This window comes from Paenibacillus apii (genome assembly GCF_011043685.1).
Classification (GTDB): domain Bacteria; phylum Bacillota; class Bacilli; order Paenibacillales; family Paenibacillaceae; genus Paenibacillus_AQ; species Paenibacillus_AQ sabinae.
Window position 1 is genome coordinate 1 of the sequence record NZ_JAAKGU010000019.1, and the last position, 22,477, is coordinate 22,477.

Consider the following 22,477-nt stretch of genomic DNA (forward strand, 5'->3'; position numbering starts at 1 on the left):
TATATTTTATTTGGCTAGGGCCAATCCTAACTTTTTAACTGTATTGGATACAACTGTACGCTGATGATGGACAAATTACCGGGATTTGGTTTGCGGTTATGCCGATTTTTTCAAAGAAATCCCTTCTCATGTAATGTTCTTGACAGTACAAAAGGCCTTTGCTAAGATGGCAATAATATATTTTTGGACATGCCGCTCCAACTTACTTGACGATTAGAACCAGTGTACTTTCTGTTCAATATATCTGTCCTCCGTGGATGGACTTGAGACGAAGGTTGTTCTTTTTATAAAGTTCGCGGGCCGTGAGAACAAAGAATACAAGGAGGAATGACCCAGGTGTGGGAAGATAAGTTTGGTAAAGAGGGATTGACTTTTGACGACGTATTGCTGGTGCCGCGTAAATCGGAAGTGCTGCCTAAGGAAGTGGATTTGTCCACTGAGCTCAGCAAGAATGTGAAACTGAATATTCCGCTGATTAGCGCCGGTATGGATACCGTAACCGAGGCGGCTATGGCGATTGCAATGGCGCGCGAGGGCGGCGTTGGCATTATCCACAAGAACATGTCTGTTGAGCAGCAAGCGGAAGAAGTGGACCGGGTAAAGCGCTCTGAGAGCGGCGTTATTACCAATCCTTTTTCGCTTACCCCGGCACATATGGTTTCCGACGCTGAGCGTCTGATGGGCAAATATCGTATTTCCGGTGTGCCGGTTGTAGATGAGAACAATAGACTGGTAGGGATTATTACGAACCGCGATTTGCGGTTTATCCACGATTTTGATATTCCGATCAGCGAAGTCATGACGAAGGAAAATCTGGTCACCGCCCCTGTTGGCACGACTCTGGCCGAAGCTGAGGTTTTGCTGCAGCGCCATAAGATCGAGAAGCTTCCGCTTGTAGACGATAACTACATTTTAAAAGGACTCATTACCATAAAAGATATTGAAAAGGCGATTCAGTTCCCTAACGGCGCCAAAGACGCTCAAGGACGTCTTCTGGTGGGAGCCGCTGTCGGTATTTCCAAAGATACCTTTGACCGGGTAGAAGCGCTGGTTAAGGCCGGAGTTGACCTGATTGTTGTCGATTCGGCCCATGGGCATCACATCAATATCCTCGATGCGGTCCGCAAGGTTCGTGAGCTGTACCCGGATTTGACGATTATAGCGGGAAATGTGGCTACCGGCGAGGCTACACGCGATCTGATCGAAGCTGGGGCTTCGATCGTCAAGGTCGGCATTGGTCCAGGCTCGATCTGTACAACCCGTGTCATTGCAGGTATCGGCGTACCGCAGATTACGGCTATTTATGATTGCGCCTCTGTAGCGCGTGAATACGGAGTGCCGATTATCGCGGACGGGGGCATTAAATACTCCGGAGATATTACCAAAGCAATTGCAGCCGGCGCGTCTGCCGTCATGCTGGGAAGCCTGTTCGCAGGCACGGAAGAGAGCCCGGGAGAATCCGAAATTTATCAAGGACGCAAATTCAAGGTATACCGCGGCATGGGCAGCATGAGCGCCATGAAGCAGGGCAGTAAGGATCGCTACTTCCAGGACGACGATAAGAAGCTTGTTCCGGAAGGTATTGAAGGCCGTGTAGCATTTAAAGGCCCGCTGTCCGATACGGTGCATCAGCTGATCGGCGGATTGCGCTCCGGTATGGGATACTGCGGTACGGAGACGTTGAAGGGACTGCGCGAAGAAACCTCCTTCATCCGGATTACCGGAGCGGGGCTTCGCGAAAGTCATCCGCATGATGTGCAAATTACGAAGGAAGCGCCCAACTATTCCCTATAAGAGAACATTATTGAAAATACGGACAGATAGGACGAATTTCGCCCTGTCTGTCTTTTTTTGATTGTACCCCTGTGTTAGAATAGAACAAGCAATTCTAGATGATGTTTAAAAGGGAGAGTTTAAATCCATTGAAGTTCAAGCGTAAATCCAGTGTGAAGCAAATGGCAGTGAAGACAGCAACAGCGGGTCTGCTTTTAAATATGCTTGTGTTATCCCCTATTCCGGCGTTGGCAGAAAGCGTTCAGACGCCGGTCCCGGCAACGGCGAATACATCCGCGGCACCGGCTGCGGCGGGAACCCCCGTAACCATTCCTTCGGTTCAATCGCTTGGTTTGAATCTGAGATCGGCCGTGCTGCTTGAGCCGACGACCGGACAAGTCCTTCTGTCGCTGAATGCGGATGTGCCGCTTCCTCCAGCCAGTATGACGAAGATGATGACGGAATATCTCGTTGCCGACGCCGTCAAGAATGGCAAGCTGTCCTGGGATCAGAAAGTAACCGTTGGTGAAAATGCCGCCGAGCAGATTGGCTCGCGTATTTTTTTGGCCGCGGGAGATCAACATACCATTGAAGAACTGTACATAGCCATGGCGGTTGGCTCAGCCAATGATGCTACCGTCGCGCTGGCCGAGACGCTTTCCGGTTCGGAACAGGAATTCGTCAAGCTGATGAACGAGACCGCCCAGAAGATGGGGATGAAGACAGCGTATTTTGTCAACTCTACCGGGCTCAGCCGTGAAGATATGCCTGCCAAGTTCCGTCCGGATACGGATAAGGAAACGGTAATGTCGGCAATGGATGCGGCGATTCTTGCCCAGCATATTGTTACCGATCATCCTGACTTCTCGAAATATACGACCATTCAATCGTATAAATTCCGCGAACGGGATTCGGCACCTATGGTAAACTATAACTGGATGCTGGAAGCGAACCAAAATATCCCTAACTTTAAAGCGTACGCCTATCCCGGCCTGGACGGCCTGAAGACGGGACATACCTCCAGCGCGGGCAACTGCTTTACGGGCACTGCTGTGCGCGACGGCATACGCCTGATTAGCGTGGTTATGGGAGCCAACTCCGAAGCCCACCGCTTCACGGAGACGAAGAAGGTGCTTGATTTTGGATTTAACAATTTTGAAGTCAAGCAGGTCGTTGCGGCCAAAGCTGTGATTGCCGGACACGAGACGGTTCCGATTGAGAAAGGCAAGAAGAGCACAGTGCCGGTGGTAACCGACGCAGGCGCGACTTTTGTCGTTCCGAAGGGGACAGCCTCTCCGCAAATTACGTCAACCGTCCAGGTTAACGATGCATCGACGCTGGTTGCGCCGATCAAGCAAGGCACGAAAGTCGGAAAGGTCACCTATACGTATAAGGTGGACGGAATAGGGACCCAGCAGAAGACAGTCAATCTCATCACATCCGAAGAAGCGGAGAAAGCCGGCTGGTTCAAGCTTCTCTTCCGGGCGATTGGGAGTTTCTTTAGCGACATTTTTTCGGGAATCAAGAATTTATTCTAAATTTTAAGAATAACGACTTAATTCCGAGTAAATGGCTTGTATATTTAGCCGCCATGCGGTAAAATAAAAAGTTAGATTAAGATAGATTATCGGGAGGCTTGAAGAGATGGAAACAGGAACATCGCGAGTTAAAAGGGGTATGGCAGAAATGCAGAAAGGCGGCGTCATCATGGACGTCATGAATGCGGAACAGGCTAAAATTGCCGAAGCCGCAGGCGCTGTAGCCGTTATGGCTCTGGAGCGTGTGCCATCCGACATTCGTGCGGCAGGCGGCGTGGCCCGTATGGCCGACCCTACCATCGTGGAAGAGGTAATCAAGGTCGTAAGCATCCCCGTTATGGCAAAAGCCCGTATCGGCCATTATGTAGAAGCGAAAGTACTGGAATCCCTGGGTGTCGACTACCTGGACGAAAGTGAAGTGCTAACGCCGGCGGATGAAGTGTTCCATATCGATAAACGTGAATTCACCGTGCCTTTCGTGTGCGGAGCGAAGGATCTGGGAGAAGCTCTGCGCCGCATCAGCGAAGGCGCGTCCATGATCCGCACCAAAGGTGAGCCGGGAACCGGCAACATCGTAGAAGCGGTTCGTCATATGCGCTATATCAACAGCCAAATCCGCAAGGTTCAAAATTTGTCGAAGGACGAGCTGTATGCTGAAGCCAAAAATCTTGGCGTGTCTTACGACCTGCTGCTTGAAGTTCATGAGCTCGGCAAGCTGCCTGTCGTTAACTTCGCTGCAGGCGGCGTAGCTACACCGGCTGATGCCGCGCTGATGATGCACCTGGGAGCGGATGGCGTATTCGTAGGCTCCGGTATTTTCAAATCGGACAACCCGGAGAAATTCGCCCGTGCGATTGTTGAGGCGACGACCCATTACACGGATTACAAGCTGATCGCTGAAGTATCCAAGAACCTTGGGGCAGCGATGAAAGGCATTGATATTGCAACTCTGAGCGCTGCCGAGCGGATGTCCGAGCGCGGCTGGTAATAGAGAGAAGGGTTTTGAAATGAAGATTGGTGTACTGGCGCTTCAGGGCGCCGTAACAGAACATATTGTGAGCATCGGCAAGACAGGTGCCGAAGGAACGCCGATCAAGCGGGTAGAGCAGCTGGATGAAGTGGAAGGGCTAATCATTCCCGGAGGCGAGAGCACGACGATCGGCAAGCTGATGCACAAGTACGGCTTCATCGATGCCATTCGCGAGTTCGCGGGCCAAGGCAAGCCGGTCTTCGGGACATGTGCCGGACTTATTGTGCTGGCGAAGGAAATTGTGGGCGGTGAATCGGCGCATCTGGAGCTGATGGACATTACCGTTCAGCGGAATGCCTTTGGAAGACAGCGGGAGAGCTTTGAATGCGATCTGGATGTCAAAGGAATCGATGAACCGGTCCGTGCCGTATTTATCCGGGCTCCGCTCATTGAGAAAGTCGGCCCGAACGTCGAGGTGCTGTCCGTCTATAACGACGAGATTGTAACCGCGCGCGAAGGCAACCTGCTTGTGTCTTCTTTTCACCCGGAATTAACGGATGATTACCGGCTGCATCAGTACTTTGCGGATATGGTGCAGGCTGCCGGGTCAACCGAACAGTAACCGCATATTTAAACATCCTGACTCTTTCAAAGCCTTCACCGGCTATTTGGAAGAGTTAGGGCTGTTTCAGGAGGGAAATGTCGTGTTAGATGTTAAAATATTGCGCACCGATTATGCCAAGGTAGAGGAGGCGCTCGACAAACGCGGCAAATCGCAGGATTTGATCTCCGGATTTCCGGCGCTGGATCTTCGCCGCCGTGAACTGCTGCAAGAGACGGAAAGCTTGAAGAACCGCCGCAACACCGTCTCGGGCGAGGTCGCCAGGAAAAAGAAGAACGGCGAGCCGGCCGACGAGCTGATTGCCGAAATGCGGAACGTATCGGACCGGATCAAAGAGCTGGACGATGAAGTGCGGGAGCTGGAAAATCAAATTTCCGAGCTGATGCTGAGCATTCCGAACATACCCCACGAATCGGTGCCGGTCGGCAAATCCGAGGAAGAGAATGTCGAAGTGCGCCGCTGGTCTCAGCCGCGTGAATTCAGCTTTACACCGAAGTCCCATTGGGAGCTGGCGCAAAATCTGGATATCCTCGACTTTGAAGCCGCCGCTAAGGTAACGGGTTCGCGTTTTGTCTTTTATAAAGGTCTTGGCGCCCGCCTGGAGCGCGCGGTAATCAACTTTATGATGGATCTGCACAGCGGGGAGCATCAATACGAAGAAATGCTGCCGCCATATATCGTCAATAAAGACAGTCTGTATGGCACAGGACAGCTTCCCAAATTCGAAGAGGACCTGTTCAAGCTGCGCGACACGGAGTATTACCTGATTCCGACGGCCGAAGTGCCGGTAACGAACTATTACCGAGAAGAAATTTTGAACGCTTCCGATTTGCCGAAATATTTTGTCGCTTACAGCTCCTGCTTCCGATCGGAAGCTGGTTCGGCCGGACGGGATACCCGCGGGCTGATCCGCCAGCATCAATTCAACAAGGTCGAGCTGGTCAAGCTGACATCGCCGGAAACCTCTTATGAAGAGCTTGAGAAAATGACAGCAGACGCCGAAAGCGTACTGCAGCTGCTTGAGCTGCCTTACCGCGTGCTGGCGCTCTGTACAGGCGATATGGGCTTTACCGCAGCCAAAACCTATGATCTCGAAGTGTGGCTGCCGGAAAGCGGCATGTACCGCGAAATTTCGTCCTGCTCGAACACCGAGGACTTCCAGGCACGGCGGGCCAACATTCGTTTCCGTAAGGAACCGAAGGCCAAACCGGAATTCGTGCATACGCTCAATGGCTCGGCTTTGGCGGTAGGACGCACGGTAGCTGCTATTCTGGAGAATTATCAGCAGGAGGACGGCAGTGTGCTTATTCCGGAACGTCTTCAGCCTTATATGGGCAACGTGAAGGCGATACGGCCAAAGACGAACCAGTAAATGGAGTTGCTTCGGCACCGTCTCATATGGTACAATCTCTAATGCATGTGATATTTGCTGCATATGGAGAGGTACCGAAGCGGTCATAACGGGGCGGTCTTGAAAACCGTTAGGGTGCAAGCCCACATGGGTTCGAATCCCATCCTCTCCGCCATATCTTTTATCTTGAATATGTATATGAGAGCATAAGCCGTTTCCCTCGGGGAACGGCTTTTTAGCATTCACTTAAGGCCCCTTTTCAAAGGATGCGAGGTGGACAGGAAGCAGAGAATAAAAACCCCGCTTTCTCCGCAATGTATTAGAGAAGGAGGCTGATCACATTTATGGAACAACAATTACAGCTGGACCAGCAGCAGCTCGTATCCGCTTGGCAGGAACGTCTTCCCTCATTTATGGATGATGGAGACAGCTATTCCGTACAGCCCGACGGAGCCGACCGGAAGAGCCTGCTTATTCATTTTAACGCGGCGGGACGTCAGAACTACTCTCTGGATTTTCGCTGCACGTACGTAGACAGCCGGGAGGTCACGGTAGACCTTCTCGATGTCGAGCAGGCCGGATTGCATACCGATGAACGAACCGACGCCGTACAGCAGCTGGCGCAGCGGTATACACGGCAGATCCACGAGTGCGCTCAGGACCTTAAGGATCTGACCAATCCCTAATTTTAAAGGAGGACGAGAACATGAGCAAACCGAAGACCATTCAGGTTCCCGGAACACAGCCCGCGATAGACGAAATGAAGACGCGTCATAACAGTGACGGTCCGGAGCCGCTTTCCGGCTCCAAGAAGGTAAAGCAGGCGAATCATGTCAGCCATAACAATCCGCAAGGATAACATTTTATTGGAAATGGTTTATCTGGGGAAGCAAATCGTTTATCATAAGATGGGGGGAAGATAGTTCTTTAATTGGGAGAGGAGAGAAAAAATGTTTAAAAAGTGGGGAATTTCCACAGCAGCATTGCTGCTCGCGACAGCCGTAATCCTGCCGGGGTGCGGAACCAAGCAAGCTCCGAAGGAAGCGCTGCAGGGTGCGGCAAGCAAAGCGGCTGCCATGACTTCTTATGAAATGAAGAGCAAGTTCGTTATCAACAACCTGACGATTGATGCGCCAAGCGAACAATCCTCTGCGATGACGACACAGGTGCTGAGCATGCTCAAGAACGCGGACATTTCGATTGATGGTGTGTATCAAGCCGATCCGATGCAGACGGAAATGACACTGGTGCTGAATTTGAAAGGCGATATGACAATGAGCTTTTCCGTTCCGATGGTGATGACGACGGAGAAGCTGTATGTTAAGATTCCGAGCATTCCGTTCCTCCCTATTCCGGAAAATGTCGTAGGCAAGTTCGTGATGCTTGACCTGAAGAAGCTTGCGGAACAGGAAGGCACTGAGTTTAATCCGGGCATGCTGGATACGCAGAAGACCCAGAAGCTGTCCAATGAGGTGCTGGGTACGCTGCTGGCCGAATATGACGAGAGCAAGTATTTTAAGAACATTGATCCCAAAGATGCGAATCTGCCGGAGGGCGTAGACGCCAAGCAGGTGGTTCAATTCCAGATCGCCAATGAGAATGTTAAAGAAGCCGTCACGATCTTTGTCAACAATGCGCTTCCGAAAATTTTGGATATTCTGTCCAAGGAAGAGTACAAGAATTTGCTCCAGATCGACCAGAAGCAGCTAGACGAAGCGAAGGCGGATTTGCAGAACAGCGAGAAGAAGGCGGAGTTCGACAAAACTCTGGCGAAGCTGGATCAGTATCTGACCGTAAATCAGTTCCGCTTCAACACTGCGATCAACAAAGACGAGTTCCCGGTCTATCAGGATTTGGCGCTCGATATCAAGGTTACCAATCCGGATGACGGGACCAAAGTGGGATTGTCGCTGACCGGCAGCAATCAATACAGCAAGATTAATGAAAAACCGGCATTCAAAATCGGTATCCCCCAAGGCAGTGACGTCATTACCGAGGAAGAGCTGCAGCAGCAGTTTGGCTCGCTTGGTTCCTATTAACCAGGAAGAATCGAATACAGGCTCTTAACAAAAGAGTCTGCCCCAGCGAAAAACCCCGCTTAAGCGCTCATACGCTTATAGCGGGGTTTTTACTAATCATTTTGCAGCGGCTGGGTGCGATAGGGTTACATGGGCGGATTTCCCTCAGAGGAAACCTCGTCGGCCAAAAGGGCATAAGTCCGGTGATCCTGCCATTGTCCGTCAATTTTAATAAAGCGGCGTGCGATGCCTTCCGCCTGGAACCCGTTCTTCTCCAAGACCCTTCTGGAAGCGTCATTGTGCAGGAGGATGGCGGCTTGCAGCCGGTGCAGACCCAACGCCTGAAAGGCATATTCCGCGGCAAGGCCGACAGCGCTCGTCATATAGCCCCGCCCTTGATGCTCATAGTCGATAAAATAGCCGAGATCGGCGAACTGCCCCACCCCGCGTACAATATTGCTGATGGTAATCTGTCCGATCAAATACTCCTCTTCGGAGGAAAAAATTCCGAACATGTACGCCCGGTCCTGCTCCTCATCCTTCATTCGCTCAAGAATGAGCTGCTTCTGGCTTTTCAGAGTAAAAAATTCTTCGTCTCGCTTAGGCTCGTACCGGCTGTGGACAATGCGGTTGCGCAGGCGCAAATCCAGCAGGGCTTCCGCATTCTGAGACCGGATGGGGGCCAGATAAATGCCGGCTGATTGATTCGTTAGAATGAATGACATTACCGTCTATTCCTCCCTGGCTTTTTTCTGCAGGCGCTCCTGCCGAAGCCGCCGGAAGAAAGAGGTCAAGAGTCCGGCGCATTCCGCCTGCATAATGCCGGATAGGACTTCGGTCCGGTGATTGAACCGCGGTTCCTCCAGCAAATTCATCAGTGTCCCGGCGCAGCCCGCTTTCGGATCAGGCGTGCCGTACACCGTAAGCGGAACTCTGGACTGCACGATGGCTCCCGCGCACATCGGACACGGCTCAAGTGTGACGTATAACGTGCATTCCAGCAGGCGCCAGGAGTTCATCGCGGCGCTTGCTTCGCGAATGGCCACCATTTCCGCATGGGCCGTGGAATCCATCGTCGTTTCACGCAGGTTGTACCCTCTGCCGATAATCTCGCCGTTCCTGACGATAACCGCACCTATAGGAACCTCGCCCAGCGCTTCCGCTTTTTGCGCTTCTGCGATGGCTTCGGCCATCCACCGCTCATGTTCTTCCCGCCGCCCAGGGCTTGTCTCATTATCCCAGTTGTCCAAAAGATTCTTCCTTTCCGCTCCGGGCCGGATTGTTCTGCGAACGAGTATTCGTTCTTAACAAGTTGTGCATAACTCTGTGGAAAACCTGGTCGTTATCCACAATATTATACACATACGGGGTGTTGATTCTGTTCGTATGTGTATAACCTGTGGACTCTTTTCTATCCTATTGTAGAGAAGTGCCCATTGATTTTCAATGACAAGCCGCCGGAATGCTTCATATAAATGCGGTTAAACGCTTTTCAAATGGAAGGGCAAACGGTATGATTATTATTGAGAACGACAGGAACGGCCAGCCGTCCAAGAGGTGAAAAATTAGCTTGTCTATAAAAACGAAGCTTTCTGCAATTATATTCGGCTCCGTATTGCTTATTCTGGCACTGAATTTAACTCTTAACACCTATGCGACCCGTAATAATCTGTGGAACGAGACCGAGAGAAACATGAAGACGGCGGCTAGTCAGATTGCCGTTTCCGTAGAACAGAGCAATTACAGCTCCAATTATGCGGAACAACTGATCGCGCAAAATTTGCGGATGGCCGCTATTTTGATATCGAATGAACTGAGCCCCGATATAGCGAACGTAAGCAACGCTGAGTTGAAGGCGCTAGCCGCAAAAGTAGGAGTCTCCAACATATCACTGCTGGTCAGGACCGAGGACGATATTGTGGTGAAGAAGTCCTCCGATCCCAAAGAACTGGGCTTGCCGACCAAAGGCTGGGGATTCTGGTACACGGCTTTTGTCGATCTGTTCGAAGGACGGGATGTATCGGTAACCAAAGGGCAGCGCATGGATCATTTTTGGTCTGGTCCCTTTGAGTATTCCTCCTCCAATCCCGAGTATATCGAGAAGTGGGGCTATTACTATGACGGGCGAAGCAATTATATTATTGATCCGTATATTCGCAGCACGTCGATTAGCAATTATGTAAGAATTATGAGTCCGGAAGAGATTGTGAAGCAGACGATGGAGGTCAACCCTGATATTTTGGAGATCACGGGCATCAATCCCTCCACATTCGGTTCATCCACTATGGCTCCGGATGGAACCGACAGCGTGAATGTCAAGCTGCGCAACCGGCCGATCATGTACGGAACCTACCGGTTCGGAGACCTGGAGCGGGATAAATGGGCGGTGAAAGAAGCGCTGGTTAAAAAAGAGCCGGTCATGTTGGACACGACGGCGCGCGGGGTCAGGGTACTGAAGAGCTTTATTCCCGTGACTCTGCCCGATTCGGGCGCCTATGTGATCAGCGTGGTGATCGATTACTCGGTCATTACGTCGGTTATCCGGGATCAACTGTGGAACAACATCCGGATTTCCCTGGTGCTGCTTGCCGTGTTCCTCGTAGGAAGCTACATTGTGGCTGGCTTTATTATCCGGCCTATTCAGGCGATCCTCACCAAGGTGCAGGATGTTTCCCGGGGCAGGTTCGAGCCCCCGCTTGAAGTCAGAAGCCGGGACGAGCTCGGGCAGCTGGCGCTGCGCGTCAACGCCATGACACGGAATCTGGCCCTTCACACAAGCCGTCTTAGGCAGACACTGGATGAGAACCGCGAGGTTAAAGAGCATCTGGAGTCAGTCATCAACGGTACTTCCGATGCGATCCATACTTCGGATATGACCGGCAGAATCATCAGCGTGAACCGCGCTTTTGAAGAGCTGTACGGCTGGAAAGAACGCGAGGTTATTGGAAGGATCATAAATCTCGTTCCGGAATCCGCGGCCAAAGAAGAGGGGACCCGGCTTCAATGGCTGATTCGGGGAGCGCATCTGCCTCCGACGGAGACGGTACGTCTGAAAAGGGACAGTTCGGTCGTCGAGGTCAGCATCAGCACCTCCGTCATCCGGGACGAAGAGGGCAAGCCGCTGTCTTTCGTGCATGTCTCGCGCGATATGACGGAGCGGAACCGGATGGAGGAGCTGCTCCGTCAATCCGAGAAGCTGACCACCGTTGGCCAGCTCGCTGCGGGCGTGGCGCATGAAATCCGGAATCCGCTTACGACGCTCCGGGGCTTTTTACAGCTGCAAAAGGAAAAGCAGACGGTTGTCCCCCTGCATGTGGATTTGATGCTCTCCGAGCTGGAGCGGATCAACCTCATTGTCAGCGAATTTTTGATCTTGGCCAAGCCTCAGGCCGTACGGTTTCAGCAAAAGGATGTCCGCCACATTCTGCATGATGTGATCTCCCTGCTGGACAGCCAGGCCCATTTGCACAATATCGAGGTCAAGGACCGGTTTGAAACGACCCCGGCGATGGTACACTGTGAAGAGAACCAATTGAAGCAAGTATTCATCAATATTATCAAGAACGGGATTGAATCCATGTCCGCAGGCGGAACGTTAACGCTGGAACAGAAGCGTCTTGAGGATTCAATCGTTATTGTTATTACGGATGAAGGTGAAGGAATCCCGGCGGAGATGCTGCCGAAGCTTGGACAGCCGTTCTTTACGAACAAGGAGACGGGAACGGGACTTGGCCTGATGATCTGCCAGCGGATTATTCAAGCGCATAAAGGATTAATGGAGATTGAAAGTCAGGTCGGCCGGGGGACCTCGGTAACGATTGCGCTACCGGCCGCCGAAGAGAGCGCGGAGACTGCCAACGCGGAAGTTGGCGCGGAAAAAGAAACGGAGTGACAAGACCAGCATGAGAATTAACAAGTTTATCAGCGAGACCGGCTACTGCTCGCGGCGGGAGGCGGATAAGCTGGTGGAAAACGGCCGGGTGACCATTAACGGCGAACGGGCCGTGCTCGGCAGCCAGGCTGAAGCGGGAGACGAGGTACGGATAGACGGGAAAAGGCTGGAAAGCGAGTCCCAAACCGTTTATATCGCACTTAACAAGCCGGTAGGGATTACGTCAACGACAGAGGGCCACATTAAAGGCAATATTGTCGATTTTGTCGGACATCATGAGCGGATTTTTCCAATCGGACGGCTGGACAAGGACTCGGAAGGGCTGATCCTGCTCACCAATGATGGGGACATCGTCAACAAAATCCTTCGCGCCGAAGGCCGGCATGAGAAGGAGTACATCGTTACCGTGGACCGTCCGATTACGCCTTCCTTTATCACCGGAATGTCCAGCGGGGTGAAGATTCTTGGAGAAAAGACGCTGCCCTGCCAGGTTACCCGGATGGCGGAGCGGGTCTTTCGGATTATTCTGACCGAAGGCAAGAACCGGCAGATCCGCCGGATGTGCAGCGCCTTCGGCTATGAAGTGCGGCGGCTGCAGCGCATTCGCATTATGAATATCCGCCTAGGAAACCTTCCGGCAGGCAAGTGGCGCGATCTTACCCCGGCCGAGAAGAAGGAGCTGGGCGAAATGCTAAGGTACAAGCTTCAGTAAAAGACTCCAGCGAATCAAGGCGGAATATAAATAAAGAGCTGTTTTCGGCCCCGGCACGGGAAGCGAAAGCAGCTCTTTTATTTTAAAGAAAGTAGAGGTTACAAGGTCTTGCCGTCATTTGGCGGGCAGTGTAGTCTTATTATCCTGATATTTGCGGAGAATGGACACTTCGACCCGGCGGTTCTTCGCCCGTCCGGCGGCGGTTGAGTTATCGGCAATCGGATGGTATTCCCCGTATCCAATGACGCTGAACTTCTCCGGATTCAGATAAGGATTCACGAGCAGAATCTTCATGAACTGCAGCGCCCGGTTAGCGCTAAGATCCCAGTTGGAGGAGTATTCGCTGTTGGAAATCGGAATGTTGTCGGTATACCCCTGCACGACCACTTCGTAATCGGGGAACTGCTGCAGCATTTGCGAGATCGATCTGGCGAGCTGCCGGGATTCCGGCTTCACGATAGCTTGGCCGGAGGCGAACAGCGCGTTGTCGCTGATCGTAATCAACAGCTGCGACTGGTTCAGCTTCGTGCTGAGCAGGTTGGTCAGGCCGTTGTTTTTGATATACTGGTCAAACTGCTTCTTCAGCTTCTCCAGTTCCTCCTGCTCCTTCTGACGGAGCTTGGCGAGGTCGGCCTCGGTGGTGTTCTTTTCGGCGATCGTGTTCAACTTTGTGGATTTGCCTGAATCCAAATCGCTATTGGTAGGCGCCATGGATGTATTATCCAGCACGCCCGTACCCCCGTTGAGAGCAGAGCTGAATGCCTGCGCCATCTCCTCGAATTTCTTTGCATCCGTCGCGCTCATCGCGTACAGTACCAGGAACAGGGCGACGAGCAGCGTCATCAGGTCGGAATACGGAAGGAGCCAGGATTCGTCGGCGTGCTCCTCATGGTCTTCGTGTCTAGTCTTTTTGCTCACCGGAGCCACCTTCCTTCTGGTTCAGCTTGGCGCGCTCTGCAGGGGTCAGAAACACGGAGAGCTTCTGGTTGATCGCAATGGTGGATACGCCGGACTGGATGGACAGAAGACCCTCGAGCATCATCATCCGGATCTGGATTTCCTGCTTGGACAGCCGCTTCAGCTTGTTGGACATTGGATGCCAAAGGACATAACCGGTAAAAATACCGAGCAGCGTAGCGATAAAGGCCGCCCCGATAGCGTGTGCCAGCTTCTCCATCGCGCTCATGTCCGCCAGGGCGGCGATCAGCCCGATAACGGCTCCAAGCACCCCGAGTGTCGGCGCGTACATACCCGCCTGAGAGAAGATCAGCGCGCCGGATTTATGACGCTCTTCGGTTGCATGGATATCTTCAAGCAGCACATCCCGGACAAACTCCTGGTCGTTGCCGTCGATGATCATCCGCATGCCGCTCCGCAAGAAATCATCCTGAATCTCATCCACCTTCGATTCAAGCGCCAACAGGCCTTCGCGCCGGGTAATGGAGGCCCACTCCATGAACATGGTGATGACCTCTCCCTTATCGATCAGCTTCTTCCCGCCGATAAACAGAATTTTGAACAGCTTCGGCACATTTTTGATTTCCGACATCGGGAAGGCCATGAACAGCGATGCTGCGGTACCTACGAGAATGATGGTAAAGGCGGCGGGGTTCTTGAGGGCGATGAGCGGCGCTCCCTTAAGATACATGCCATAAACCACCGCAATTATACCGAGCACTAGGCCAATAATTGAAGAAATCTGCATTTGTACACCTCGTCCATGAGTATTAAAAGTGATCTCGCGAATGCCGCGTCTATCATCCTTGAATGGGCGGCGGGCTTACTAGCGGAGAACAACTATGTCTATTCTTATTTATCGACAGCCGGCCCTTTTTTGTGAAGGCATTTAGGCTATAATGGATGAGGAAAGGGTATTCATCTGTTTATGAAGCGGAGTGATAGCGGTGGGTGTAAAGCATGGAAGAGATTACGGAGATATTTTACGAGACCTGACCAAAGCGGTTGAGCGTATACCGGACAGTTATCTTTTTTTCGAAATGGAACCGGACGAATGGCAGGAGCTGCCCCGTGAGTCCAAGCTCGAAGTATGGGAAGCGCTGGCGGAGGATCTATTCTATGCCCTCGGAAATGAGGCGGTAATCCAGGTTGGCAGCGGCGTCGTCATATACGACAAGGATGCGCATCGCATCAATATTTTGGTCGGTGAAGAAGATTTGGAATCGGTTTCGTTGATCTAGGCAGGAAGAAGCAGCAACGCCGGATTTGCCGCATTCCTCCCTCCATGTTAAAATTGGTAGTGTCTGAGGTATATTTGCCGGGATTCAAGAATACATTAAACCGAAAATAAGCGTTTTTCCTGGCGCATCCCTTGGACGTAAGACCTGAGGGATGTTTTGTTTAACGGGAAGGCGAATGGAACCTAAACGGCTGCTTTTTTAAGGAGGAAACATAAAGTGTTATTAACTGAGGGAGAACTGCAGGAGCAGGTGGGCAGGCTGGAAGGCTGGAAGCTGGACAGCGGGGCCATCGTACGCAAATACATGTTCAACGATTTTATGAAGGGCATTGCATTCGTGGACGAGGTGGCTGCCATCTCGGAGGCGTTCGACCATCATCCGCATATCACAATCGATTATAAAACGGTCATTCTGCGGCTTACGACAAACGAGGAGGGCGGCATTACCGCGCTTGACGTGCGTGAAGCCCATGAGTTTAATGAGGCGTTCGAGAAGACCCGTTAAATAGACGACAAGAGAAGAATGTTATGAAAAATACGCCCCTGTGCCGGGAAGCATGAAGCCTTCCGCGCAGCGGCGTATTGTTGTTTCGGCGCTTATTTTTGCTCGGACAGCCACATGGCGACGTGGGCAATCTCCTCGGGGGCCAGCTTATCCTTAAAGGATGGCATTTGTCCCCGTCCTTTGGTCACGATGCTGTAAATCTGCTCGGCCGTTTTCTCGCCGCCTATCTTCTGCAGATTCGGTCCGACTCCGCCCTGAAGCTGATCGCCATGGCAGGTGATGCAGTTGGCTTTTACGGTCGCTTCGGCTTTGGCGGGATCGGCTGTAACGCTTGGCATGGCCTCATTGTTCTGCTCGGAGACCTGCTCTTTTCCGGGCAGAGTGAACATCAGGATAACCGCGAAGGCGCAGGCAGCGAAAAATAATCCGCTCATGATCCACTTTTGCATCCCCAATCGTCCTCCCCTGTGTAAGCTGCTCCTCTAATTATAACGGATGGTAAAGCGTTATCATAGGGTTTGTGTCAAAAAATTGAACGATGGGCGGCGGGGCTTAGCTTTCAAGGAAGGACTTATCATAGACCATGCAGTAAAAAGGTTTTTCACCGCTTGGCGTCCGGCGTTCGTAAGTGTCGGTGATCGTAAAGCCGCTTTTGCGGTAGGCCCGGATGGCTCTTTGATTCCAGGTCAGAACTTCAAGATCGATCTCCCGGCTGGGATAGCGCTTCAGCGCCTCCTTCACAATCGCTCCGACAAACAAATGGCCGAGGCCTTGCCCGCACAAATCGGGACGCATGCCGATGCCAAGACGCACCGTGCCTTCCATTGGAAAGAGCTGGGCGAAGCCGCAAAGTTCGTTCTCTTCGTTCAAGACCGAGACATACTGCTCCCTCCGAATCCGCGGGTCCCCGAACTCAATGCCGAGTGCCTCCATTTGATCCCAGGACAGCCAGCCGTAAATATTGTAGGGCGCCTTGTAATGCCAACCGCAGATGTCTCTGGCATGCGCAGATGTCATGGGCCCGACATGGAAGATGACGTTGGAGCTAATCATTCGTTCAGCGACCTCCTCTCCCCGGTAAGGGAAACCTATATATTAAATTATATACAAAAAAAGGCGATTTCGACGCAAAAACTTTGCAGCCCGGAAAGAGAGCATGGGAGCGCAGGTGATTTCAGGAGTTATGGCCGGGGGGAAATGGCGTGTTTGACGAATCCAGGAGGGGGTATTATACAAGTAACAACTTTAATAGTTCTTATAAAAAAACAAAAACCCTCGCCGGGGCTGAGCCAGGCAGGGGTTCTGCGGTCACTCTTACTGCACATCATCATTGTCTACGGAATCAACGGCTGCGGATTGATAGGCACTGGAGGCCATAACCCGTTTGGCGCCAACAAAACGATTGACATAATAGCTGTCGTTCAGGGAAGTAATGGTAACGCCCTTCGAAGACGAAGCATGGGCGAATTTACCGGAGCCGACGTAAATGCCGACATGGGAAACGCCTTTACCCGTGGTGTTAAAGAATACAAGATCGCCTGCTCTCAGTTCACTGCGGGATACCGCATCTCCCATTCTGAATTGGGAGCCCGACTGATGCGGCAGATCAATGCCTATCTTATTGAATACATACATGGTAAATCCGGAGCAATCGAACCCGCTTGTGCTCGTGCCGCCGGATACATACTTGGTTCCAATGGCGTCGTCAATCACTTTATCCATTTTGGAATCCGCAAAGGCGCTGCCTGCTCCGAGTGTGAGAACGATGGAAAAGCTGAGGAATGCTGCTGCCAACTTCTTCTTCAAAAAGATTGACTCCTTCCAAATGCCTGCGAGGTTAGCTTAAGGATTCGGTAGAAGGTCCCCTATGACCCCTCTATTGGACAGGAGGTCAATTCACCCAAAGATGGTTCCCCCGCTTCCCTAATGGTTAGGGAACTCGGCACATACGATATAGTGTTCGGATTATGTCCTATAAATCATGACAAATTTATCGTCAAAACGTTAATATTCATTACAAAAATGTTACTATAAACTTATAGCGCTTATTGTAACAAACCTTTTGTTGCTTGGCAATCACTTTTAACATAGCAGAATTCGATTTTATAGCGCTTACATTTCAGAATTCGCTTGAAATCCCTGGATAAAAATCGCGTTTTTATGCTAAAAAAAATTTTTCAGCGCCGATTTTTGCAAAATCTGTTTCAAGCCGCCGAATGAAGTGTAGCTAAACTATATACAGGAAAAAGGGAAGAACCCGGAACGGATGATCTGGATCATATTCCGGGCAGGATAATCAATCGTAAGCCACCGCCTGGTAGGCTTTGGTGTTCATGACACGCTTGGCGCCGACATAACGGTTGGCCCAGTAGGACTGGTTAAGCGAGCTGATGGTTACGCCGCGCGAAGAAGAGGAGTTCGCGAATTTGCCATTGCCGACATAAATGCCGACATGGGAAACGCCGCTGCCGAGCGTATTGAAGAAGACAAGATCTCCCGATCGCAGTTTGCTGCGCGATACGGAGGTTCCCACTTTGAATTGCGCTTTGGATGTACGAGGAATGTTAAGTCCTAATTTGGTGAATACATATTTGGTAAATCCGGAGCAATCGAAACCGGCTGTGCTCATTCCACCGGTTTTATATGAGGTTCCCAAAGTTTTTGCAATGACCGTGTCCATTTTCGAATCTGCGAAAGCGCTTCCTGTACCCAAGGTGAAAGCCATCACAAGGCCCAGCGCAGCGGCTGCGAGTTTTTTCTTGATATGTTGACCTTTCAAAGCTTATGTTCTCCTTCCAATGCCTGCGTGGTTAGCTTAAGGATTCGGTTTGAAGGTTCCCTATGACCTCTTTGGTTACAAGATCAATTCACCCAAAAAAATGGTTCCCCCGCTCCCCGGTGCCCGGGAATTTGGCTAGTTATGCACCAGAACAATCGACTTGATTTATCATCATACGACAAAATAACAAAATAGTTTAAAATGATTACAAACTTGTTACCTTAGCACAAGGCTCATTGTAGCAGAGGATTTGCGGTTTGGCAAATTTATTTCAGAGGACGAAATGTTGGAAAATATCAAAATAAAAAAGAGTTCGGATTCCTGTCACGGAATTTGAACTCTTTTTGCTTGCTTCGGTATATAAATTTAGGAAACCTTCGTTTTGCCGCGCCATAGATGATACTGCGCCGCCAGCCCCCACAAAGCGAATAGGGTGGAAGGGAGAGGCGCAAGCTGCCTGATGAGAAAAGCGAGCAGTCCGGGGCAGAGGATCCCCGTTACCGCGCATATAAGGAAGATCAACAGTCCCGCGAGTCTGAACAGAATCCGCAGCGCCGCGGCGGGGAGGAAGCATCGCAGGGCCGTCAGCAGGGAAGCGAATAGCCCGGCGCCAGCGGTATAACCGAACTGCATATACAGCAGAATCTGGCGAATGATAAACACGTAGAGCAGCCATCCGAGAATGAACGGCAGCAGCTTCAGGAGCAGCCCCGGCTCCCAGTAGGAGGACAGGATGAGTCTGCGCCCCTCGGGGAGAAGCCAGTATAGGGGAAGAAGGGACAAGGCCCATTCAGCGGCGCTGAAGAGCAGGACGGGCAGACCGTATTTTTTCATGCCGGGAAAAAAGAACAGCCCGCGCTCGCCCCTGCTCTCCTGATGCAGCTCATGCAGGAGTCCGGCTCGTATGAACGGCGTCGCCAGCAGGCGCACGCCCGCCAGAACAAGCAGCGTCCACAGCCAGCGCCGCACGTCGGGCTCGGAAGTCAGGCTGAATTGGGCGTCGATATAATACAGCAGCCTGCCTATCGCGCTGCCGCCGGCATTCTCGGAAGGGTACCGCAGAAGCGCGGGAACGACGGCGGACCTTACGAAGCGGTACAGAAAATACCCCCAGAGCAGCCGGTAGATAAACAGCAGAATCAGAATATACAGCTGTTCCTTGACGCTGCCCCAGCCGCGGGTTATATAAGATCTCATTTCATTTCACCTCACCAGACGAAAATGCCGAGCACAGTTTCGATTGCGTTTGTCAGGCTTAGCGTCCAGCGGGATACGGCGGCGGCGGGGAGAGCCGCTTTTCTGAAGTTGTTGATATGCTTGTTCTCCAGCAGGACTTCGTGACCCGGGTCCACCTCGGCTGAAACGAGGGGAGCCGCGGAGGAGAGCCGGAACGAGGCCTTTCCTCCCTCGCCGTCCCAGATCTTGTGCAGCGTGCTGCCGTTAGCAAAAGTGAATTTTATGCTCACGCCGGTGTACAGGCTGCCCTTATTGGCGACGGTCGTCAGCGACTCGTAGCCGCCTTTTTTGCTTTTGCCTACGGTGATGTCTTCCACGGTGAAATCGGGTGCGCCGCCGCCATACACGTAACGGTCGAAGTAATCCTGCCACGATTTTTTAGTCACCTTCTCCACGATTTTTTGGAAGTCGGCGGTACCCGGGTGCTGGAAACGATATTTTCGGGCATAAGAGGACATAATCGTATCCATTGCCTTGGCGCCGACCTGCCGTTCGATATCTTTGAGCACCAGCTTGCCGCGTATATAGACGTTCTGGGTGTAGACATTCGCGCTGCCATATTTCCAGGCATCCAGAGTCAGCGGCATCGGCTTCGTAACGAAGTTGGCCTGAAGCGGAAGGTTGGGAGCGATTCCGTATTCCTTCTGCATCAGTCTGTCCTCGGCGTAGGAGGTGAAGCTCTCGTCCAGCCAGGCTTCCTCGAACTCGTTGCTGGCCACCATTCCATAGAAGAACTGATGCCCGATCTCATGAATCACCGTCCGTTCCAGCGAAGTATCGGCAGAGCCGCTCTCCGCGCCGAAGGCGGTGATCAAGGTGGGGTACTCCATGCCTCCCGCTCCGTTTCCCGCCTTGGGCGGCACAACGATGGACAGCGTGGTGTACGGATAGGGGCCATACCATTTGCTGAAAACGTTGAGCGCGGCCTCGGCGGCTTGGAAATAGCGCTCTGCCAGATTTTTATGCAGGGGGTCCAAATACAGCTTGATTCGCACACCGGGCACATTCGCCGAGGAGTAGGCTTTTTCCGCATAGACAAAGTCGGGAGAAGCGGCCCAGGCGAAATCATGAACGTCATCGGCGTAAAATTGATATATTTTTCGTCCCTCTGCTATTCTGGGGCTCTTAACGGGAAATCCGGTTGCTCCCACGGTATAATTTGCGGGAACGGAAATGGCCACGCTGTATATCCCGAAATCGCTGTAAAATTCGGAGGTGCCGTGGTACTGGTGCAAATTCCAGCCTTCTTCCCCCCTGCCCCGCGCCTCTGCGGGCTCGTAGACGCTCAGCTTCGGAAACCACTGCCCTGCCATGACAAAATCTCCGGATTCCCCCATGCGGGCAAATATTTTCGGCAGACGCACTTCATACCGCAGCTTAACCGTAACGCTTTCTCCGCCGTTCACCGGCTGCGGTAGATGGATCTTGATCAGTGTCTTGTCATCCGGGTTGCCGTCGTCGGGCTGGACGTACTGCATCCGGTGCATCAGGGAAACGCCGTCGGTTGTTCGCACATCGGTCAGCGTTATCGATCCGAACCCATCCTGGGGCATGGTGTCGCTGCGCAGCTTGCCGCCGGATTCTTTCATGAAGGTCGTGCTGTCTGATGCAAAGGCATTCGGGTACAGGTGGAAGTACAGATCGCTAACCGGGTTCTTGCCGGGATGGGTCCACGTTACCGTCTCGGCGGCGGTCAGGGTGCTTGTGCCCGGATCGAGCTGCACGCTGATGTGGTACTCCGCCACTCTCCGGCTGAGAGCCGGGGCGGAGCTGGCGGCCGGAGGAACGGGCATAGCGGGTTTGCCTGCCTGTTCCTGGCGGGGACTGGCCGGGGACTTGGCCGTTTCCGGAGCAGCGGCATAGCGGGAGACCGGGGAAGATCCGGATAGCGCCCATATTCCTCCGCCCAGCAGACAGAGGGCGGTCAGGGCGGCGAAGAGATAAGTCGTACGGAATCGTCGCTTCATACTGTAATTCCTCCCGTTGACAAGCTTCTACGGGATGTATATGTTGGCATTCGCCGTATTATTAGCTAAAATTAAAATATTCAAGAAGAAACGCCTGACGGCGTCTTTCAAGACGCAAGTGCGTTTCTCGTAGAAATACAAGGTCTTTTATAAGCGTGAAACTTATAAATTCTTGTATTTCAAGAAGAAACGGCTGTGCCGTCCTTTTGCCGGCGGTTTAACGGTTCTTCCAGGAGATACAGGCAAAACATAGGCGCGAAGCCTATCCATCATTACATGATTACACTAGGGAAGGAAGTGCGGCATGGACAACAAGCAGCCGGATGGCAAGAAGCAGATTGCTTTGAATATTGTGAACGCCAAAAGCAAACATAAAGGATTCGGAGCGGGCTCGATCGATCTGAACAACGTGTCGCCCGTAATCATCGACGGAGACGAAGCGGTTATCGACGTTGGCGCCATGCACGCCAAGAGCAAGGTGGAGAAGGGGATCAAGTTCTCCATGGAGCGCGAGGATGTGCCGAATGGCAGACAGGTATGGGTCGTATGGGTAGCCGTTGAACACACACCGGAGGGCCGGCATTACGCGGGGCTGACCGCGTGCGAGATGTGGATCGACAGCGAGGCGAAGCGCGGCTGGAAGATCCTTGCCGATCATGTGAACAAGCTGGATTATGCGCTTAAGCGGCGGGTGATTACCGATGGGCTCGGCGCGCGGGAGAAAGCGGCGCTGAAATCGCTGCTCATCTCGCATAACGAGGATTGGTGGAACGCGTCGCCCGATGAACTGAAGCAAGCCCTCGAAGGCTGAAGTATCCGGCGCCAAGCTGGACCTTTGACGGGACAGAATAACGATGCCACACGCAAAAAAGGCTTCGCCTTTCCTTAGAATATAAGGAGGCGAAGCCTTTTATATA

23 protein-coding genes, 1 tRNA gene and 2 riboswitches are annotated in these 22,477 nt (G+C 52.2%); of the genes, 14 read left to right on the forward strand and 10 right to left on the reverse strand.

Annotated features, from left to right (window positions below; genetic code table 11):
* Positions 1-336: 336 nt before the first annotated feature.
* From guaB to G5B47_RS24510, 9 genes are all read left to right on the forward strand, one after another.
* Positions 337-1,794, forward strand: a complete 1,458-nt coding sequence (gene guaB / locus G5B47_RS24470; RefSeq protein ID WP_165104051.1) for an IMP dehydrogenase — start codon at positions 337-339, stop codon at positions 1,792-1,794.
* A gap of 101 nt (positions 1,795-1,895) precedes the next feature.
* A complete protein-coding gene (locus G5B47_RS24475) occupies positions 1,896-3,311 on the forward strand; it encodes a D-alanyl-D-alanine carboxypeptidase family protein (RefSeq protein WP_165104053.1) in 1,416 nt (471 codons plus the stop codon).
* A 106-nt stretch (positions 3,312-3,417) separates the two neighbouring features.
* Positions 3,418-4,299, forward strand: a complete 882-nt coding sequence (pdxS, locus tag G5B47_RS24480; RefSeq protein WP_025332627.1) for a pyridoxal 5'-phosphate synthase lyase subunit PdxS — start codon at positions 3,418-3,420, stop codon at positions 4,297-4,299.
* Positions 4,300-4,318: 19 nt separating this feature from the next.
* Complete coding sequence (gene pdxT / locus G5B47_RS24485; RefSeq protein WP_165103997.1) at positions 4,319-4,903, forward strand: pyridoxal 5'-phosphate synthase glutaminase subunit PdxT; 585 nt, start codon at positions 4,319-4,321, stop codon at positions 4,901-4,903.
* 82 nt (positions 4,904-4,985) lie between these two features.
* On the forward strand, positions 4,986-6,275 hold the full coding sequence (serS, locus tag G5B47_RS24490) for a serine--tRNA ligase (RefSeq protein WP_165103999.1): 1,290 nt from the start codon (positions 4,986-4,988) through the stop codon (positions 6,273-6,275).
* 65 nt (positions 6,276-6,340) lie between these two features.
* Positions 6,341-6,429, forward strand: a tRNA-Ser gene (locus tag G5B47_RS24495).
* Positions 6,430-6,598: 169 nt separating this feature from the next.
* A complete protein-coding gene (locus G5B47_RS24500) occupies positions 6,599-6,940 on the forward strand; it encodes a hypothetical protein (protein WP_165104001.1) in 342 nt (113 codons plus the stop codon).
* 20 nt (positions 6,941-6,960) lie between these two features.
* The gene (locus tag G5B47_RS24505; protein ID WP_025332631.1) at positions 6,961-7,113 is read left to right on the forward strand and encodes a small acid-soluble spore protein P; all 153 of its coding nucleotides are present in this window, start codon (positions 6,961-6,963) and stop codon (positions 7,111-7,113) included.
* A 91-nt stretch (positions 7,114-7,204) separates the two neighbouring features.
* Entirely contained in the window at positions 7,205-8,293 is a 1,089-nt protein-coding gene (locus G5B47_RS24510; RefSeq protein ID WP_165104003.1) for a hypothetical protein, read from the forward strand.
* Between the two features lie 125 nt (positions 8,294-8,418).
* Here the strand turns inward: G5B47_RS24510 and G5B47_RS24515 are convergent, their stop codons facing one another.
* Together G5B47_RS24515 and tadA are read right to left on the reverse strand one after the other, a co-directional pair.
* Positions 8,419-8,997, reverse strand: a complete 579-nt coding sequence (locus G5B47_RS24515; protein WP_165104005.1) for a GNAT family N-acetyltransferase — start codon at positions 8,995-8,997, stop codon at positions 8,419-8,421.
* 6 nt (positions 8,998-9,003) lie between these two features.
* Positions 9,004-9,522, reverse strand: a complete 519-nt coding sequence (gene tadA, locus G5B47_RS24520; RefSeq protein ID WP_268958538.1) for a tRNA adenosine(34) deaminase TadA — start codon at positions 9,520-9,522, stop codon at positions 9,004-9,006.
* A 320-nt stretch (positions 9,523-9,842) separates the two neighbouring features.
* Between tadA and G5B47_RS24525 the strand changes: the two genes are divergently transcribed.
* Together G5B47_RS24525 and rluF are read left to right on the forward strand one after the other, a co-directional pair.
* A complete protein-coding gene (locus G5B47_RS24525; protein WP_165104007.1) occupies positions 9,843-12,164 on the forward strand; it encodes an ATP-binding protein in 2,322 nt (773 codons plus the stop codon).
* 10 nt (positions 12,165-12,174) lie between these two features.
* The gene (gene rluF, locus G5B47_RS24530; protein ID WP_165104009.1) at positions 12,175-12,876 is read left to right on the forward strand and encodes a 23S rRNA pseudouridine(2604) synthase RluF; all 702 of its coding nucleotides are present in this window, start codon (positions 12,175-12,177) and stop codon (positions 12,874-12,876) included.
* 114 nt (positions 12,877-12,990) lie between these two features.
* Here the strand turns inward: rluF and motB are convergent, their stop codons facing one another.
* Both motB and motA read right to left on the reverse strand, forming a co-directional pair.
* Positions 12,991-13,794, reverse strand: a complete 804-nt coding sequence (gene motB / locus G5B47_RS24535) for a flagellar motor protein MotB (RefSeq protein WP_165104011.1) — start codon at positions 13,792-13,794, stop codon at positions 12,991-12,993.
* Positions 13,778-14,581, reverse strand: coding sequence for a flagellar motor stator protein MotA (gene motA, locus G5B47_RS24540; RefSeq protein WP_165104013.1), 804 nt, complete (start codon positions 14,579-14,581; stop codon positions 13,778-13,780). Before motA ends, motB begins: the two co-directional genes overlap by 17 nt.
* Positions 14,582-14,780: 199 nt before the next feature.
* Here motA and G5B47_RS24545 point away from each other — a divergent pair, with 199 nt between their 5' ends.
* Complete coding sequence (locus tag G5B47_RS24545; RefSeq protein ID WP_165104015.1) at positions 14,781-15,074, forward strand: hypothetical protein; 294 nt, start codon at positions 14,781-14,783, stop codon at positions 15,072-15,074.
* 216 nt (positions 15,075-15,290) lie between these two features.
* Complete coding sequence (locus G5B47_RS24550; RefSeq protein ID WP_165104017.1) at positions 15,291-15,578, forward strand: 4a-hydroxytetrahydrobiopterin dehydratase; 288 nt, start codon at positions 15,291-15,293, stop codon at positions 15,576-15,578.
* 92 nt (positions 15,579-15,670) lie between these two features.
* On the opposite strand, the gene G5B47_RS24555 is transcribed toward G5B47_RS24550, so the two are convergent.
* The 6 genes from G5B47_RS24555 to G5B47_RS24580 form a co-directional block, all read right to left on the reverse strand.
* A complete protein-coding gene (locus G5B47_RS24555; RefSeq protein WP_165104019.1) occupies positions 15,671-16,027 on the reverse strand; it encodes a c-type cytochrome in 357 nt (118 codons plus the stop codon).
* Positions 16,028-16,130: 103 nt separating this feature from the next.
* A complete protein-coding gene (locus G5B47_RS24560) occupies positions 16,131-16,631 on the reverse strand; it encodes a GNAT family N-acetyltransferase (RefSeq protein WP_025332642.1) in 501 nt (166 codons plus the stop codon).
* Positions 16,632-16,892: 261 nt separating this feature from the next.
* The gene (locus tag G5B47_RS24565; protein WP_407945245.1) at positions 16,893-17,384 is read right to left on the reverse strand and encodes a C40 family peptidase; all 492 of its coding nucleotides are present in this window, start codon (positions 17,382-17,384) and stop codon (positions 16,893-16,895) included.
* A 5-nt stretch (positions 17,385-17,389) separates the two neighbouring features.
* Positions 17,390-17,533, reverse strand: a riboswitch (cyclic di-AMP (ydaO/yuaA leader).
* 341 nt (positions 17,534-17,874) lie between these two features.
* On the reverse strand, positions 17,875-18,342 hold the full coding sequence (locus G5B47_RS24570; RefSeq protein ID WP_165104058.1) for a C40 family peptidase: 468 nt from the start codon (positions 18,340-18,342) through the stop codon (positions 17,875-17,877).
* A gap of 20 nt (positions 18,343-18,362) precedes the next feature.
* Positions 18,363-18,504: riboswitch (cyclic di-AMP (ydaO/yuaA leader) on the reverse strand.
* Between the two features lie 219 nt (positions 18,505-18,723).
* Positions 18,724-19,554 (reverse strand): hypothetical protein, encoded by an 831-nt coding sequence (locus G5B47_RS24575; protein ID WP_165104021.1) that lies wholly within the window; start codon positions 19,552-19,554, stop codon positions 18,724-18,726.
* An 11-nt stretch (positions 19,555-19,565) separates the two neighbouring features.
* Entirely contained in the window at positions 19,566-21,560 is a 1,995-nt protein-coding gene (locus G5B47_RS24580; protein ID WP_165104023.1) for a M1 family metallopeptidase, read from the reverse strand.
* Positions 21,561-21,864: 304 nt separating this feature from the next.
* Here G5B47_RS24580 and G5B47_RS24585 point away from each other — a divergent pair, with 304 nt between their 5' ends.
* Positions 21,865-22,371: a YwhD family protein gene (locus tag G5B47_RS24585; RefSeq protein WP_165104025.1), complete on the forward strand. Its 507-nt coding sequence runs from the start codon at positions 21,865-21,867 to the stop codon at positions 22,369-22,371.
* Positions 22,372-22,477: the final 106 nt, after the last annotated feature.

Coding starts and splice junctions, on each gene's coding strand:
- rluF (WP_165104009.1), top strand. CDS start 12,175: ATGAGAATTAACAAGTTTATCAGCGAGACCGGCTACTGCTCGCGGCGG.
- pdxS (WP_025332627.1), top strand. CDS start 3,418: ATGGAAACAGGAACATCGCGAGTTAAAAGGGGTATGGCAGAAATGCAG.
- G5B47_RS24515 (WP_165104005.1), bottom strand. CDS start 8,997: ATGTCATTCATTCTAACGAATCAATCAGCCGGCATTTATCTGGCCCCC.
- G5B47_RS24560 (WP_025332642.1), bottom strand. CDS start 16,631: ATGATTAGCTCCAACGTCATCTTCCATGTCGGGCCCATGACATCTGCG.
- G5B47_RS24575 (WP_165104021.1), bottom strand. CDS start 19,554: ATGAGATCTTATATAACCCGCGGCTGGGGCAGCGTCAAGGAACAGCTG.
- G5B47_RS24500 (WP_165104001.1), top strand. CDS start 6,599: ATGGAACAACAATTACAGCTGGACCAGCAGCAGCTCGTATCCGCTTGG.
- G5B47_RS24510 (WP_165104003.1), top strand. CDS start 7,205: ATGTTTAAAAAGTGGGGAATTTCCACAGCAGCATTGCTGCTCGCGACA.
- G5B47_RS24555 (WP_165104019.1), bottom strand. CDS start 16,027: ATGCAAAAGTGGATCATGAGCGGATTATTTTTCGCTGCCTGCGCCTTC.
- G5B47_RS24580 (WP_165104023.1), bottom strand. CDS start 21,560: ATGAAGCGACGATTCCGTACGACTTATCTCTTCGCCGCCCTGACCGCC.
- motA (WP_165104013.1), bottom strand. CDS start 14,581: ATGCAGATTTCTTCAATTATTGGCCTAGTGCTCGGTATAATTGCGGTG.
- G5B47_RS24475 (WP_165104053.1), top strand. CDS start 1,896: ATGTTTAAAAGGGAGAGTTTAAATCCATTGAAGTTCAAGCGTAAATCC.
- G5B47_RS24505 (WP_025332631.1), top strand. CDS start 6,961: ATGAGCAAACCGAAGACCATTCAGGTTCCCGGAACACAGCCCGCGATA.
- G5B47_RS24585 (WP_165104025.1), top strand. CDS start 21,865: ATGGACAACAAGCAGCCGGATGGCAAGAAGCAGATTGCTTTGAATATT.
- pdxT (WP_165103997.1), top strand. CDS start 4,319: ATGAAGATTGGTGTACTGGCGCTTCAGGGCGCCGTAACAGAACATATT.